Raw genomic sequence first — 14507 nt, 5'->3', positions numbered from 1 at the left:
CTTTACACACATATAAAAATTATAACTAATCCAAAAGTAAGAATGAAGTAGTTTTTCAAATAATATCATTAGAAAAAATTGTCGTTAATCGTATCTGATAACGTCAAAACCCAAAAACGACCTCCAGCCTTAAACGGTTTTAAGACTTAAGACGGAGTCTATTCTTCCATTTAAGGAGTATGATTTGTCTTTAGAAAATAGTTAAAAGTGAAAAATATAAATTATGTAACGAACTGTAGGGATAAAAAGTTTTTTTTCGTTAATTAAAATAGGGAAAAAAATTTAAATTAAAGGTTTCTAAGAAAAAATTTAAGGTAAATTTAAGAAACTATTTCGTTTCTTTTAAAAAAGGATCTATATAATGAAAAAAAGTTAAGTAAATTATTAGGGAGAGACAACTAAAATGGAAATAGTTTTAAATAAAGAACAACAAAAAATAGTAGATATAGAATTATTCGTGAAAAATCATGGAAAGGCACTACTAAACTATATTTATTCATTGATGAAGCAATGGGAGATTGCAGAGGATATTTATCAAGAAACGCTACTATCTGCATTTATCGGCTACGACTCCTTTGAGTATCGTTCTTCATTTAAAAACTGGTTATACAAGATCGCTTTAAATAAGTGTAAAGACGAGTGGAAAAAACAAAACGTGCAACAACGATATATCGAAGAGAAAAAAGATACATTTGAACAAATTGATATTCAAGACGATACCGAAAAAAAAGTACTTGAGAAAAGCTTACAGGAAGAGCTGTTAAAAAAGATTGATGAACTTCCAAGCAGGTACCAACAGTCATTATTATTATATTATTTCCATGATTGCAGCATGAAGGACATCTCGAAACGGACCTCTATGCCATTATCTACTGTAAAGACCCATTTAAAAAGAGGAAAGGAACGTTTGCGCAGAAAAGTAGCTGGGGTATTGTAATTTATGAGATTTGACTATATGCTTTGAATAGAAAAAATATTCAAAGTAGGTGTAATGAATGGTAAGTGTAGGAATCATCGGATTAGGTGCTATTGGAGAACGTTTATTAAAACAATTTATTCTTCATCCAAAAACAATGGTCGCGGCCATTTGTGACTCAAATACTGATCGCTTGAGCAAGATCAAAGCTGAATTAGAAGAGGTAGAATTATACGATGAGTATAAAGATTTACTAGCAAATCCATCTATTGATCTAGTATATGTTGCTGTTCCGCCAAAATTCCATCATCAAATTGTATTAGATGCGGCAAATGCTGGGAAGCATGTGCTATGTGAAAAGCCGTTGGCTAATTCATATCATGAAGCGAAAGAAATGTTGGAAGCAGTTGAACATGCTGGAGTCGTACATGCAATCAATCTTCCACTAGCCTATAGTGATGCCGTAAATGAATTAAAGAATCGAGTAACAGGCAAGACAATCGGTGAAGTAAAAAGAATTGAATTAAAAATGCATTTCCCAACATGGCCGCGTGCGTGGCAGCAGAACCCATGGATCGCCGGAAGAGAGCAAGGAGGTTTTATTCGAGAAATAACACCGCACTATTTACAGCTAATCCTTGATATATTCGGCGATGCTAAAAATATAAAAACATACATTAACTATCCTAGTAATCTAACCGATTGTGAAACGAGCATTATTGCAAGAATGGAATTGCAAAATGGAGTCCCTTTATTAATTGATGGGCTAAGCGGTATCGGCAAAAAGGAAGAGATTTCATTTAAAATCTATGGTGACAAAGGAACAATTGCATTAAAAAACTGGAGTCAACTCGAAGGTGAGATGTATGACAAAGCTCCTTTTGCAATTGAAGTTCCAGAAAATAATGAGCATCGAGATTTAATCAGTGAAATCATAAAGGGAATGAATGGTCAAGCAGCTCGTCTTGTCACATTCAAAGAAGGCTTTAATATTCAAAAAGTATTAGAACAGCTGTTACAATCTGAATAAAATAAACCAGTTTTGGAAAATCTACTTTATAAATAATACTTGCAAATGATTCTGAAAAATTTTAGAATATAATTACATATTATTAAAGGAGGTGGGGAAGAGATGAATAATGCCGTTTTAGTTCGCGGGCAATGGATGGAATACATTTACATTTGCCGTGCGATTTTTCATGTTGGAGCTGCTAACGGGACAGGTCTGCCCATTTTTAGCAACTTCATATGGAAAGAAAAACGGTGAGAAATCTCTATACCCACTTATAATATAAGTTCGGTTTATTAAGGGAGGGCTCTAGCTCTCTTTTTTTATGGACTAAAAAGGAAATAAGCTTTTTGTCCTGAATTCGAATTTACAATTTTTTAAGCCATAGGAGATTTTATTTCCTATGGCTTTTTTCATTTGTCTAGCTACAGGCGCCTATCGACTAGCGGATTTCTTCGTCTTCTCCCTACGATAAGCGGGCATCGGCTCATGAGCTACCTCGCCGTGTTTCCTTTATCTCAGTCGAAGACTACGAAGGTGAAATTGGCACTTCAAATTTCACTCATCCGTACGCTAGAGCTGCGGCGCCCCGCGCTTTTCTATCTTTTTGAAGGGAATGGTTGTTGATGATTATTTGTAGCGTAAATAAAATAGGTAAATCTTATGGTGGAAATGTAATTTTTAAAGATTTAAGTCTTGAAATCCAGGATAAAGATCGGATTGGTCTGGTTGGTAGAAATGGTTGTGGAAAATCAACATTAATGAAGCTTTTATCTGGAATAGACACTCCAGATACTGGTCAAATACATTGGAAAAAAGGATATATAGTCGGTTATTTATCACAGATTCCAGACAATCAAAATGATCAAACAGTGAGGGAAGTGTTAAGATCAGCATTTCAAATTTTATTAGATATTGAAGTGCAAATGAAAGAACTTGAGGAGAAAATGGCAATAGATAGTAATGAAAGTGATATTCAAAAGTATGGGGAGTTACAGGAACAATTTTTACGACTGGGTGGTTATGAAATAGATTCTGGCCTCGAACGTGTTGCGAATGGCTTGCAAATTTCTACATTATTACAGCAGCCCTTTTCCTCATTAAGTGGTGGTGAAAAAACGAAGGTAGGATTGGGTAAGATTTTATTACAAAATCCTCAGTTATTATTGCTTGATGAACCGACCAATCATCTTGATTTACAAGCAATTGAATGGCTTGGTATGTATTTAAAAGAGTATCAAGGTACTGTTGTAGTGATTTCACATGATCGATATTTCTTAGATGAAGTCGTAAATCAGGTTGTCGATTTAGAAGATGGAGAGGTTCAAGTATACAAAACGAATTTTACAGGTTTTGTAAAAGAAAAAGAAGAAAGACTTTTACAGGAGTTTCAAGCATATCAGGAGCAGCAGAAAAAAATCAAGAAAATGAAGGAAGCTATTAAACGATTGAAGGAATGGGCGAATCGAGCGAATCCACCGAATGAAGGACTGCATAAGCGGGCAAGAAATATGGAAAGAGCATTGGAAAGAATGAATAAAATCGATCGACCGATTTTGGAACGAAAAAAAATAAATGTTGACTTCGAAGCAGGTGATCGAAGTGGAAAAGATGTGGTGAAGTTAATCGATGTATCCAAAGGGTTTTCTAACAAGAATCTATTTAAACATGTAAATATGCATATTCAATATCTTGAACGTGCAGCGATTATTGGGGAAAATGGAACCGGAAAATCAACTTTGTTGAAGATAATGTTAAATCAAACAGAGCCAGATAATGGAGAGGCAGTTCTAGGGAGTAATTTAAAGATAGGTTATTTATCACAGCATACATTTGATGACTCTTCCGTCGAAACAGTTATTGATACGTTCCGTAATGAAATTAGTGTAACAGAAGGAGATGCTAGACATATATTAGCCAAGTTCCTTTTCTATGGACATTCTGTGTTTAGGAAAGTTAATCAGTTAAGCGGAGGGGAAAGGATGCGTCTACGATTAGCGCAGCTTATGCACCAGGATATTAATTTTCTTATTTTAGATGAACCAACCAACCATTTAGATATAGATTCAAGAGAAGTATTAGAAGAGGCACTCGAGGAATTTAATGGAACGATTCTGGCAGTATCCCATGACCGTTATTTCCTCAATCGACTTTTCAAAAAAATATATTGGATTGAAGATCAATCTGTGTACATGTTTAACGGTGATTATAATTGGGCAAAGGATAAAATGAAAGAATTGAGACAAAACAAATCAAAGGATATTCCAATAAAGGTAGAAAAACTATCCATGAAGAAAACTGATGATGTGAAAATTGAGGATTTAGAAGCAAAAATTGAAGAAATCGAAGCAAAACTAGAATGGGTAATTCAAGCGTTAGAAAAAGAAGCTATTGACTCTGAAAAAATCCAAGCATTACAAGTTGAAAAAAAGGACTTTGAAATACAGCGAAATAAAAAATACGAATTACTCGAACAAATACTGAACTCTGAGGTGAAACTTTTTTAATGATATATCGTCAATATATATAGAAACAAAAAAAGCAGCGAATATCGCTGCTTTAATTTCCTATAATCTTTTTGCCCCTACATAGTTCGATTTCCAATACGAACTATTAAGGCTGTCTATTTTAACTCCCCGACCTACTGAATGAATAACTTGGTTCTGACCTATGTAAATCGCAACGTGGGTAATACCTTTACCTTTATTATCAGTATTGAAGAATACTAGATCACCAGGTTGTAATTTTGTTTTGCTTACCTTTTTACCCTTCTGATACATAGCAGATGATGAGTGAGGCAAGCTTGTTCCATTTTGTTTAAAAGAATAGTAGACAAACCCTGAGCAGTCAAACCCACTTGGAGTAACGCCACCCCATTTATACGGTGTTCCAATATGTTTTTTTGCTTCTTTAACAACATTTGTAGCTGAATAAGCAGCACTTGCAGATTGAACTGGTAGAAATAGAGTGATTCCAAAAATCATTACTAAAATTAGGGATGCGATACGTTTCATTAATAGGCCACCTCAGTCATTTATTGTCTATTAATGATAATATAACAGATAATTGTCGAAATATTTTTTACAGTTACTTTAAACAAATATTACAGAAATATTACAAAACTAATCCTTTCGAACGGATTTTTTTGTATTTTTGTGGTAATTACGAGGATATTTTGAAAGATAGTGGAGTAATTTTGGATTATAAATACTTTTTTCTTTATGAGGCTTTTTTCTTAATCATGCACTTTTCGAAGAAATACTTCATTTGGGGAAAAATATAAAACCAAAGGTCGATTAGTATTCATACTGTAAGAAATTTCAACAATCTTTGAGAAAACAAAAATGTATAATAAAATAAGACTATGTCAATTTTTGAAAGGGAAGATAGCATGATTGTTAAAGATGAAAAAGACTTGGATGGTTTAAAAAAAATAGGGAAAATAGTAGCGTTGATTCGAGATGAACTCAAAAGCCAAACAAAGCCTGGCGTTACAACAAAGGAATTAGATGAACGAGCAGGCGAATTATTTAAAAGTCATGGAGCCATATCTGGGCCAAAAGGTGAGTATGACTTTCCGGGATATACATGCATAAGTGTGAATGATGAAGTCGCCCATGGCATTCCAGGGGATCGAGTGATCCAGAAAGGGGATCTTGTTAATATTGATGTATCAGGATCCTTGAATGGATATTATGCGGACACCGGTATATCCTTTGTCGTTGGTGAGTCTACTCCTGAAATAAAAGAGTTATGTGATTGTGCCGAGAGAGCATTCCAAAAAGGATTAGAAAAAATAAAAGCAGGTACAAAGCAAAATCAAATAGGGAAAGCAGTTATGAACGAGGCAAAAAGAAGCGGCTTCACGGTGATTATGAACTTAACTGGGCATGGAGTTGGACGGGCACTTCATGAAAAGCCTGATTATATTATGAATTATTATGAGCCTTGGGACAATGATTTACTTAAGGAAGGTATGGTCATTGCCTTTGAACCATTTATTTCTACTGGTGCAGAAGAAGTAGTTGAAATGGGGGATGGATGGACATATAAAACATCGGATGGCAGTTTGGTAGCCCAGGTAGAACATACAGTTGTTGTAACGAAGGACAAACCGATTATATTAACCCTGTAAAAGTTAGGAATAGAGATAATGCAAAAGGGAACACATTCAAAATAGATGTGTTCCCTTTTTACATGTTTTCCTCTTGAGTAATCAAGAAGCCTGTACTTCCTTAATTTATACTTTTGGCTGATTTACAAAGCTATTAATCTTCACTGTTTTATGAAGTCGATAGGCCATCCATCCTGCAAATAAGGAAAGAATAATATCTTTAGGAAGCGGCAAAGCCATCCATAGCCACGCCATTTTATATGTAAATCCTTCAGGGGCAGCAGCCCAAACTTTATAAGCAAAGAACATCCAATTCGTACCGATAAAATAATTGGTGATTAACCCTACAATCGAAGCGATAAAATATACATATAAATGCTGATTTTTTTCAATAATTTTCCCAACGAAATAGCTCGTAAAAATAAATGAAATAATAAATCCGAATGATGGACTTAAAAATTCACCAATCCCACCACTGAATCTAGCAAAAACTGGAGCGCCTGCTAATCCGACAATGGCATAAACAAGCATCGATATTGCTCCTAATCGACTGCCAAGAACTGCCCCTGCAAGAATTGCGAAGAAGGTTTGTAACGTAATTGGTACCCCGCCTATGACCATAAACGGAACTAGTGAAGTTATATTAGCACCAATCATCATAAAAGCAGTAAACAAACCTACATAACAAATATCGATTGCCCTAAATTTCATAAAAATCCCCTTTCAAGTTTATAGTAACAGAATAATAGAAATTAAGAAGAAATGTCAACCTGATTTTATTTTTAGTTAACATTAATAAGGGGAGATATTTTTTCCTAAAGATTTCCCCACTTTAAAAATATTTTCTAGACTTGTCTCATATCTTTTATTATTGATCGAGTTTTACTTGAATAGGAGAGACAGTATGACTACGTTTTTTAAGGGGACGTTTCTGTTAGCTATTGTGGCATTTGTTGGTGAATGTGTTGAATTTTTTATAAATATGGTGCTGGCGAATGAGCTTGGTGAAGTTGGGATGGGTTTGTACATGTCTATCCTGCCAGTTATTTTCTTCATTGTTGTTTTGGCGAGTATGGAATTGCCCGTATCGATCTCAAAATTTATTGCTGAAAAGGAAGATAAATATCATTTTAGTATGCTCCAGCATGCAATTCGGTTTGCCGTGTTATTTACCATTGTATTAGTTGTATTATCACTTATAATCCTGCCTATTCTACCAGTTTTTAATCATTATCATCCTTATATACGGGGACTGGTCATTGTGTTAATTCCACTCATTTCCTTCTCTTCAGTTGCGAGAGGATACTTCATGGGTGTGCAGCAAATGGGAAAAATTGCAACGGCTAACTTTTTAAGAAGGATAGTTCAATTAGGCTTACTTGTTATTGTTTATAGATTATTTCAGTTCGAAATGGACAAGGCAATATTTATTGCACTATGTACATTTGTTGGGAGTGAATTGATTGTTTTCTTATTTTTAATACATACATTCTTTCTTCAATTTAGATATATTAAAAATAAAAATAATGTGAAGCTAACAGGCAAATCGGTTCGGAAAAGTTTGATGGCTGTATCCCTGCCTACAACTGGAATGCGAATATCTCATTCGGTTACCCATGCAATACAGCCTTTTCTAATAAAAGCCGCCTTAATGAAAGCGGGATTCTCTGGCACAATGGCGATTGAACATTTTGGACTTTTAACAGGTGTGGCCTTCAGTATCGGCTTTTTTCCCGCATTTATTGCTCATTCCCTTTCCACTGTATTAATACCGACTGTATCAGAAGCCTATGCAAAAAAGGATTTTGGAAAATTACGCAGCCTGTTGCAGCAAATTATTCTGATGACATTTATTTACGGAATTCCTGCCATCATAATTTTTCATGTATTTGCCGAGCCATTGACCCATATGTTTTTTGCTTCTGATATAGCACCGCTTTATTTACAAATGCTCTGGCCTTATTTCTTATTTCATTTCTTTACCATTCCGTTGCAAGCTTTTTTAATTGGAATTGGATTAATCAAGGACACACTTCTCCATTTTGTATGGTCAACGATTGTTATGTTTGTCATGATGTACATTTTAGGATCTAACCAGCATTTTAATATGATTGGAATTATTCTCGGCATGAATACGGGAGCCCTTTTGATTATGTTGATGCATTATGTAACGGTATGCAGGAAAATAGGTGTGACATTAATATTTAGAAAGCCGGTTAAAGAGTTGTACTAAAAATGGTGCTTTAGAATTTGCTAAATCATAGGTTGAAAATATAGAACTTTATCAGTAAATCAATCACTTTAACAACGTCTATATACAAGTACAAAAAATATTAGAAACTCAGAATGAATTTGACAGACTGTACAAAGGATAATTATAATAAATTCAGATTATATGGAATAATCCGAAAATATTAATGGTAAAAATTATGAAAAAGGGAGGTTGAAAAGATATAAGCAGTAATACTCTGTTTAAAGGTAAGAAAGCATAAAATTTACTAAGGATATTAGACATGAAAAGTGTCTGCTGTGTCTAGCTCCAGCGCCTATCGACTAGCGTACTTCAGGACTCCTCCCTACGATAAGTCAACATCGATTCGCCCTCTCTAGGGCTCCCAAAGAGTTTCCTTTATCTCAGTCGAAGTCCCTCCAAGGAAAATTTTACTGCCAATTTTCCCAGTCCGTACGTTGATGAGCAAGGCGCTTGCGCTTTTCTGTGAAGGAGGAGAAAATGGAGAATACGATTTATTCGCTATTGCCGCCACTATTAGCTATATTGATGGTTATTATTACTAGAAAGGTGCTATTATCACTTGGAGTAGGGATCGTTGCCGCAGCTTTATTGTTGGCGCAAGGAAATATTTTAGATACACTCTCTATTTTATGGGAAGCGGTAAAAGTAATTTTTTGGGCAGACGGAAAACTAAATGATTGGAATATTTTCATGGAATTGTTTGTCATTATACTAGGTGTTGTAACCGCCTTCATAACGATTATTGGTGGAACTCGTGCTTTTGGTGAATGGGCAATGAAACGTGTGAAAACAAGGGCAGGAGCTCAAATCATGGCTGCAATTTTTGGAATTGTTATTTTCATCGATGATTATTTTAATGCATTAGCGGTTGGTCAGGTATCAAGGCCAATAACAGATTTACATCGTGTATCAAGAGCAAAGTTAGCCTATATCATTGATTCAACGTCCGCACCTGTATGTGTAATAGCACCTATATCGAGTTGGGGTGCTTACATTATTGGAATCATAGGCTCAGTACTGATCTCACATGGGATATCAGATATTGCTCCATTATCTGCATTTTTGCAAATGATTCCTATGAATCTCTATGTTTGGGCTGCATTGGCGCTTGTGTTTATCATAGCTATACGCGGGGTTGATTTTGGCCCAATGAAAACTCATGAGGAACGTGCTATTACTACTGGACATGTCTATGATCCAAATAAAACTGCCCCTGGGGAGTTAAAAGGGAAAATTCCGATTAGCGATAAAGGTACAGTTGGAAGTTTAATCTGGCCGCTTATTACATTAATTATTGCAACAGTTATTATGATGCTTTGGACGGGATCTTCTGCATCAGACGGTAGTAAAAATTTAATGACAATCTTTGAAAATGCGGATGTAGCGAAATCACTATTTTATGGAGGGATAGTTGGTCTAGTTGTTACTCTTGCTTTCTTTTTTCACCATAGCTTAAAGAAAAAGACGGTGGAGCCTAAGCTCTTTTTTACAGGGATAAAAGAAGGAGTTAAATCAATGGTTCCTGCAATATTAATTCTTATATTTGCTTGGATTATCGTTGATTTAATTGGACAACTAGAAACTGGTAAATATTTAGCTAGACTCGTCAAAAACTCGAATATGAATGTAGCATTTTTGCCATTTGCCATGTTTGTCATTGCAGGTATAATCGCATTTGCTACGGGAACCTCATGGGGATCATTTGGAATTCTTTTGCCTATCGCAGGAGAAATTTCTGCAGTGACTGATGTGTCAATCATACTCCCAACAATGGCAGCGGTTTTAGCTGGAGCTGTGTTTGGAGACCATTGTTCACCAATATCTGATACAACTATTCTTTCCTCAACAGGAGCAGGAAGCAATCATATTGACCATGTTATGACTCAGTTACCTTATGCTCTATTAGCTGCAGGAATGGCAGGTATTGGCTATTTAGTTATTGGGATAACGAGCAGTACCATTGCAGGCTTTGTGTCGGTAATTGTACTCCTTTTAATGTTCACAATACTCATGAAAAAGAAAGCGAAAATTCCAATAGACGAAAATGATATTGTTGGCAAAGTATAGGGATAGATAATGAAAAACTGACCCAGTCTAAATTTGGGTCAGTTTTTATTAATAAACTATTTCAGTTGTATGATGATTTATTTCCTCTCACACAATTACCTCTTCAATCTGATCTACGCTTTTACGGATTTTCTTTTTCTCAGGGAACAAAAGGCTGAATACAATTCCGAAAGTAGCGGCGATGAAGAATGTCGTGAATCGAGAACTAATGATAGCATCTAGTGGTGTTGATATCCAGATTACCGTGCTGATAAAACCAGAAATAATGGTGGCAATAACACCTACCCCTGAATATCGTTTCCAAATAAATGTAAGTATGATGGCTGGTGATAATGTACATCCAACACCGGCCCATGCCCAACTGACAACGAGATATACTAACGATTTTGAGGTGAGGGCAATGAAAAGCCCTAATAATCCGGCAAGGATAATTGTAATTCTGGATATTTTGACAAGTTGTTTTTCAGTTAAATTTCTACCCAATGCATGACGAACAATATCCTCGCTGACAGAGCTCGTGATGACTAGAAGCTGTGAATCCGCTGTTGATATGATGGCTGCAAGTATCCCAGCAAGTAATATACCTGCAATCCAGGGTGGAAGGAGATCGATCACCATATATGGCAAAATGGTTTCAACATCTGCAAAATGATGATTTTGGTAAAGGGTGAGAGCGGTTATGCCAATTAAGAAGGCACCACTATATGCCATAAACGTCCAAACGATTGCGACGATACTGCCTGTTTTTGCTTCTTTCTTATTTTTTAAAGCCATGAATCGCGAGCTAAGCTGCGGCTGTCCTCCAAGAAAGCCAAAAAACCAGGCGAAATTATTAAATAATAACAATCCTAGAGCAAAGCCAGTTACTCCCCCTGTCCAGGAATTTATGGTTGGGCTTGAAGTACGTAGCGCATGACTTATTGACAAATCCCCTGTGTATATATGGAAAAGTGCAACAATTGGTAGGACAACAAGTGTAATTAGCATCATAATGCTTTGAATCATATCTGTCCAAACGACACTAATGAATCCGCCAGCGTACGATAAAATAATTACAATCGTAATACTAATAATCATTCCAATAGTTGTATTGATATTGAAAACTGTGTAAAGAGTTTTTCCAGCACCTGCTATTTGCGCACCAAAATAGAACATCATGAAACTTAAAATGAGAATCGTTGATATCCACAGAATAATTTTACCGTGAATTCCAAACCTCTTTGCTAAATAACCGGGTAGGGTTAGAACTTTATATTCATTTGCATCATTCATAAATCGTTTGGCTAAAAATAACCAGGAGAAGATAATTCCTAAGGAAATCCCCATTGCTACCCAAATCCCTGATAAGCCAGTTGCGAAAACAAATCCGGTATATCCTAATAGCAGCCAGGCAGATTCACCAGTTGCTCTTTCTGAAAAAGCCAATGCCCAACCAGGCAGTTTTTTACCACCAAGAAGGAAATCTGAATGCCCCATATCCCGTCTACTAAATAAATACCCTATTACTAGCATGAATACGATATAAAGAATAAATTCGACCATTATAATAGTGTGCAAATGATTCATCCCCTTTTGAACAATAAAAGAATATTTAAAATTTATAGCTTAATAAATGTTCCAATTTGTTGTTCAATTGCTTTTGTATATATAGCATTAGCACAAGTAAGATCAAATAGAGCCATGCCTGTTGACTTAAACACTGTAGGACAACTATTCGTTAATACTGGCTTTACTCTTTGAGTGACAACTTTAGAAAAAGAGATAACTTGTGATTCATTCAGCCATTGGTTATTTATAGGATCGATGATATCACCCGTTTCGTGTTTTGCATCATGAGTATCAATGAATAAATTTTCTAGATTCATATAGAGGCTTTCAGGGAATTCTCGCATATGAGGTTGATATGAACCGATTCCAACAATAAGCTTGCCATTATAAATATTGCTTATATTCGGTAAAACAGGATCATGAGCGGATGTAGATGTAATAATGATTTCAGATTGTTTAACTAACTCCAATGTATTATCTGTAATATGAATTTGCACATTTGGTTTAAGATGATTTTTTAGTGTATCAATAAATGATGGTAGTTTAGATGAAGTTCGATTATACAAGTAAATATCTTGTATATCACGAACGGTACATGTAGCGATTAATTGATAAAGTCCTTGGTAACCGGTACCGATTAGGCCAACAGTTTTTGCGCTTTTCGTAGATAAGTATTTGATAGCTGCTCCACTTACTGCACCTGTTTTCAGACCCGTTAAGAGTGTCCCATTTAGTATTGCTTTTGTTGCACCATTCTTTCGATCAGTCAAAATGATGATACCTTGGGTGACAGGGAATTCGTAATTATTAGGGAAAACGCTTACAATTTTTATCCCAATAGTATGGTCAGCTACACAAGGCATTAATAAATACGTATTTTCGTGATCAGAAATGTGACTTCTTAAAGGCATCTCATATTGTTCGTTTTCATAAAGCATATAAGCATGTTCAATTGTGTCAATCATATCTTCCATTGAAATAGTGCGAAGAATATCTTGTTCATTTAATACTAGCACAGAGATCAGGCCTCCTTGTTTAGAATTAGGCGCTTAGGAGAAGCGCCATTAACTATATTTAAACGATTGCATCTTCTAAAACTAGATCATTCTCTGCAAATCTTTCGTAACGAAGTGGGGTGAAATCGATATTTTCATATTTTCCGTAATAGATTAATTCTGCTAAACCTTGTCCGACTCCAGGTGCTTGCTGCATACCATGACCACTAAATCCTAATGCCATATAATAACCTTTCATATATGGGTGGCCTCCGATGATTGCATTATGATCAGCGGAATTAAAGCTGTATAATCCTGCCCATCCAGATGTTAGTTTAACACTTTCGAAATTTTGAATCCGACTTGCTAAAATAGGCCACATATCATCATAAAATAGTGAACGCTTGACAGTGAAATCAATGCCAGGTTCTGTTTCTTCAGAGAACCCGGTTAATATTTTATCACCTTCATGGCGGAAATAAACTCCTGTCGGATCAACTGTAAGTGGTAATTGTTTTTTTAAAGGAATGGATGTATCAAATTGAAAAATTTGTCGTTTCAAAGGGTAAACCGGTAATGGTATTCCGATTTTATCACTTAAATAAACACCCCATGCACCAGCACAATTAATCACCAACGGAGCTTGATAAATTTCCCCATTAACTAAACGAATACCGGTTACTTTGTTTTGCTCTGTTAAAATGGTTTCTACTTCTTCCGAAATGTATTCAACTCCAAGTTTTTGAGCATTTTTTCTATAACCTTGCATCACAGAGTAGGGATCTAAATATCCATCTTCATGGCAGTATAATCCACCTGCTAAGTCTTGGATATTAAGTTCAGGGATAATGTCGATTAATTCCTGTGCGGTTAATACTTCAGATGGAACACCATATTTGTTTTGAAGAGTTTTTTGTTTTGCTAGTGAAGTCATCATATCGTTTGTTCCTAAGAATAAATAGCCACGTTGGCGGAAGTTGATCTCTGCAGGTTCTCCATCTATTGCCATAGTTGTGGGGAAGCTTTTATATACTTGCAAACTGTAACGGCTTATCTGAATATTAATGTCTGTTGTATATAATTGTCGAATTCCTCCTGCACTACGAGAAGTGGAGGAAAATTCGTAAATTGGATCTTTTTCGAAAACAAGTATTTTTCCGTTATAACCTATTTTTCTAAGTGAGTAGGCTGTACTAGAACCCATCACTCCACCACCGACAATGATAATATCAGCGCTTTTCACAAGAATCCCCCTCGAAAAAAATTTTTTAAAAGGTAAGAAAGCATAAAATTTACTAAGGATATTAGACATGAAAAGTGTCTTCTGTGTCTAGCTTCAGCGCCTATCGGCTAGCGAATTTCTCCGTCTCCTCCCTACGATAAGTCAACATCGGCTCGTCCCTCACCGTGTTTCCTTTATCTCAGTCGAAGACTACAAAATCCGTACGCCGATGATCAAGGCGCTTCCGCTTTTCGTAGTGTCTAGCTTCAGCGCCTATCGGCTAGCGAATTTCTCCGTCTCCTCCCTACGATAAGTCAACATCGTCTCGTCCCTCACCGTGTTTCCTTTATCTCAGTCGAAGACTACAAAATCCGTACGCCGA

The 14507-nt window shown here is 35.8% G+C and carries 12 protein-coding genes; 7 read left to right on the top strand and 5 right to left on the bottom strand.

Translation table 11 applies throughout. The features are described from left to right. Positions 1–403: 403 nt before the first annotated feature. From ACQKP0_RS01030 to abc-f, 4 genes are all read left to right on the top strand, one after another. Complete coding sequence (locus ACQKP0_RS01030; protein ID WP_427403949.1) at positions 404–937, top strand: RNA polymerase sigma factor; 534 nt, start codon at positions 404–406, stop codon at positions 935–937. A 58-nt stretch (positions 938–995) separates the two neighbouring features. Beyond that, positions 996–1946, top strand: coding sequence for a Gfo/Idh/MocA family protein (locus ACQKP0_RS01025; RefSeq protein WP_427403948.1), 951 nt, complete (start codon positions 996–998; stop codon positions 1944–1946). A 102-nt stretch (positions 1947–2048) separates the two neighbouring features. Further along, positions 2049–2183 (top strand): RAxF-45 family protein, encoded by a 135-nt coding sequence (locus tag ACQKP0_RS01020; RefSeq protein ID WP_427403947.1) that lies wholly within the window; start codon positions 2049–2051, stop codon positions 2181–2183. A gap of 368 nt (positions 2184–2551) precedes the next feature. Continuing rightward, positions 2552–4432 carry a ribosomal protection-like ABC-F family protein gene (abc-f, locus tag ACQKP0_RS01015; protein ID WP_427403946.1) on the top strand — a complete coding sequence of 627 codons (1881 nt, stop codon included), beginning with the start codon at positions 2552–2554 and terminating at the stop codon, positions 4430–4432. 60 nt (positions 4433–4492) lie between these two features. On the opposite strand, the gene ACQKP0_RS01010 is transcribed toward abc-f, so the two are convergent. Next, complete coding sequence (locus tag ACQKP0_RS01010; RefSeq protein ID WP_427403945.1) at positions 4493–4939, bottom strand: C40 family peptidase; 447 nt, start codon at positions 4937–4939, stop codon at positions 4493–4495. A 377-nt stretch (positions 4940–5316) separates the two neighbouring features. Here ACQKP0_RS01010 and map point away from each other — a divergent pair, with 377 nt between their 5' ends. Beyond that, positions 5317–6060, top strand: a complete 744-nt coding sequence (gene map, locus ACQKP0_RS01005) for a type I methionyl aminopeptidase (protein WP_427403944.1) — start codon at positions 5317–5319, stop codon at positions 6058–6060. Between the two features lie 105 nt (positions 6061–6165). On the opposite strand, the gene ACQKP0_RS01000 is transcribed toward map, so the two are convergent. Continuing rightward, positions 6166–6750 carry a biotin transporter BioY gene (locus ACQKP0_RS01000; RefSeq protein WP_427403943.1) on the bottom strand — a complete coding sequence of 195 codons (585 nt, stop codon included), beginning with the start codon at positions 6748–6750 and terminating at the stop codon, positions 6166–6168. Between the two features lie 193 nt (positions 6751–6943). Here ACQKP0_RS01000 and ACQKP0_RS00995 point away from each other — a divergent pair, with 193 nt between their 5' ends. Beyond that, positions 6944–8272, top strand: a complete 1329-nt coding sequence (locus ACQKP0_RS00995; protein ID WP_427403942.1) for a polysaccharide biosynthesis protein — start codon at positions 6944–6946, stop codon at positions 8270–8272. A 498-nt stretch (positions 8273–8770) separates the two neighbouring features. Then, on the top strand, positions 8771–10360 hold the full coding sequence (locus ACQKP0_RS00990; protein WP_427403941.1) for a Na+/H+ antiporter NhaC family protein: 1590 nt from the start codon (positions 8771–8773) through the stop codon (positions 10358–10360). Between the two features lie 87 nt (positions 10361–10447). On the opposite strand, the gene ACQKP0_RS00985 is transcribed toward ACQKP0_RS00990, so the two are convergent. The 3 genes from ACQKP0_RS00985 to ACQKP0_RS00975 are packed head-to-tail and all read right to left on the bottom strand — an operon-like array spanning position 10448 to position 14146. Continuing rightward, entirely contained in the window at positions 10448–11917 is a 1470-nt protein-coding gene (locus ACQKP0_RS00985; protein ID WP_427403940.1) for a sodium/proline symporter, read from the bottom strand. Between the two features lie 41 nt (positions 11918–11958). After that, positions 11959–12924 carry an ornithine cyclodeaminase family protein gene (locus ACQKP0_RS00980; RefSeq protein ID WP_427403939.1) on the bottom strand — a complete coding sequence of 322 codons (966 nt, stop codon included), beginning with the start codon at positions 12922–12924 and terminating at the stop codon, positions 11959–11961. Between the two features lie 58 nt (positions 12925–12982). Then, entirely contained in the window at positions 12983–14146 is a 1164-nt protein-coding gene (locus ACQKP0_RS00975) for an NAD(P)/FAD-dependent oxidoreductase (RefSeq protein WP_427403938.1), read from the bottom strand. Between the last annotated feature and the right edge of the window lie 361 nt (positions 14147–14507).

Source organism: Heyndrickxia sp. NPDC080065 (assembly GCF_050281185.1).
GTDB lineage: Bacteria > Bacillota > Bacilli > Bacillales > Bacillaceae_C > Heyndrickxia.
The sequence above is the reverse complement of the archived record's forward strand: the minus strand, read 5'-3'. Positions and strand labels throughout refer to the sequence as shown.